This window comes from Lysinibacillus sp. NPDC093688, assembly GCF_050280145.1.
In the GTDB taxonomy this organism is placed as follows: Bacteria; Bacillota; Bacilli; order Bacillales_A; family Planococcaceae; genus Lysinibacillus; species Lysinibacillus xylanilyticus_B.
On record NZ_JBNNUX010000097.1, the window covers coordinates 1 to 2,315 of the forward strand.

At 30.3% G+C, this 2,315-nt stretch carries 1 protein-coding gene; it reads left to right on the top strand.

Features of this window, described 5'->3' with window-relative positions; translation table 11 throughout:
• Nucleotides 1–1,081 precede the first annotated feature (1,081 nt).
• Nucleotides 1,082–2,005, top strand: coding sequence for a protein rep (locus tag ACQKN2_RS25195; protein ID WP_325850180.1), 924 nt, complete (start codon nt 1,082–1,084; stop codon nt 2,003–2,005).
• Nucleotides 2,006–2,315: the final 310 nt, after the last annotated feature.

The following is a 2,315-nucleotide window of genomic DNA, read 5'->3' on the forward strand; positions in this document are numbered from 1 at the left end:
TATTGATTTGACAGTGTCAAATGTGATTCCTATTTATGCGATAAAAATTGTTATATGACTCCCGAACGGCTACACAAAAGCTACCGAATAGCTACCCAAAATCAAAAATGGCTACCATATGGATACCTAAAATCAAAAATGGATACCAAATAGCTACATTATTAGGTAGCCATTTGGGAGCTAAAAGGGAGCTAAATGGTAGCCAAAATCAAAATGCACTGCTGCCTTTTTTGAATATTATTAATCGGGTTTTAGCTTTTTTCTAAGAAGAATAATTGAGATTAAAAATATATTTTTCTTTCTGAAAGTGTTGAGAAATGAATTTTAAAATGATTCATAGCCTCTCTTTTGAACGAAAGAAATTTTTGTTTGTTTTTATATTCGAAATGATTAAATGTCCTAGAAAGGGCTTAAAATGCAAAATAAAAGAACCACTCAAAAATGAGTGGTTTGGAGAATTGCTATAAAATGCTGTGCGATTGAAAAAGAGCACTATATTAAGCATACCACACGCATTTATGCCGAGAAAATTTATTGTGCGTTGAGAAGAACCCTTAACTAAACTTGAAGACGAATGTCGGCATAGCGTGAGCTATTAAGCCGACGATTCGACAAGTTTTGGGATTGTTAAGGGTTCAGAGGCTCAACGTCAATAAAGCAATTGGAATAAAGCATAAAAAATAGCCACTCAACAATTTGAGTAGCTATGGTGAGGGCGAAGAGTTACTTCGTATTACAAATAACTTATACATAGTTGGGATAACGTTATATTATTATTTTAACACTTATTTATTTTTATCTCATTTAAAAACTATTTAACGACGGGATTTTTTGAATTTTTGAAACGAGTGAAACGAGTTTCTTCTTGTCTTGATACTATAGGTAACTATTCCCGTATGGTTACCTGTCTCTAGATTAGTTGATATGACTGTCTTTGAACGCAAAAAAAGTTGCTTTTTCATACCTAGTATAGTAGAGTTTATGGTGACCAAACCAAAACTTTACATGAAAGGAGAAAAAGCAACTTTTTTGTTATAAAAACTTTGTATACAACTTAGTTGTTTTTACAGTGATTTAATATATGGAAAAGTATACTGAGAAAAAACGGAGAAATCAAGTATTTCAGAAATTTATTGAACGGCATGTCAAAGAAGGACAAATGGATTTGATAAGGGAGTGCAATACATTCTTGAGTTTTGTGGCAGATAAAACATTAGAGAAACAGAAATTGCATAAATCTAATTTATGTAAAAATCGATTTTGTCCTGTATGTGCATGGCGAAAAGCGAGAAAAGATGCGTTAGGTTTATCATTGATGATGCAATATATTAAGCAAAAAGAAGATAAACAATTCATCTTTTTAACACTTACCACGCCAAATGTTACAGCTGAGCATTTAGAAAGTGAAATTAAAGCTTATAATCACTCTTTTCAAAAGATGTTTAAGCGTAAAAAAGTAATTTCTGCTACGAAAGGTTATGTAAGAAAATTAGAAATTACTTACAATAAAGAACGTGATGACTATAACCCGCATTTTCATGTTTTAATTGCAGTAAATAAGTCATATTTTACAGATAAAAGATATTATATTAGCCAAAAAGAATGGCTTGAATTATGGCGTGACGTAACGGGAATTTCAGAAATTACACAAGTTCAAGTTCAAAAAATAAGACAAAATAACAATAATGAGTTATATGAAATGGCTAAGTATTCTGGTAAAGATAGTGATTATTTAATAAATCAAAAAGTATTTGATGCATTCTATAAATCTCTTAAAGGTAAACAGGTATTAGTTTATTCAGGATTATTTAAAGATGCTAAAAAGAAATTAAAAAATGGAGATTTAGATTACTTAAAAGAAATTGATCCAACCGAATACGTGTATCAAATTTTTTACATGTGGAATAAAAATGAATATTTAGCGAGTGAAATTTTTGATTTAACAGACGAAGAAAAACAAAAAATAAATCATCAAATGATAAATGAAATTGAAGAAGAAAAATAAAAAACAAAACGCTACTCGAAAAAAAAGAGTGAGCGTTTTTTGTTTTGTTAGAAAAAATTAAAGATGTTTTTCTGAAAAAGGTTTGAGATTTTGAAATGAAAAATATGAGGGTATACAGGTGTAATATTGCAACTATTGCTATTAAAGAGCATAAGAGGAATCCTACACAGAAATGTCTCCGTATGTAGCCATTCGGTAGGCATTTCTGTGAAAAATATTGATTTGACAGTGTCAAATGTGATTCCTATTTATGCGATAAAAATTGTTATATGACTCCCGAACGGCTACACAAAAGCTACCGAATAGCTAC

Bases quoted from the DNA above. Each gene is read 5' to 3' on its own strand.
- ACQKN2_RS25195 (WP_325850180.1), top strand. From the start codon at position 1,082: ATGGAAAAGTATACTGAGAAAAAACGGAGAAATCAAGTATTTCAGAAA.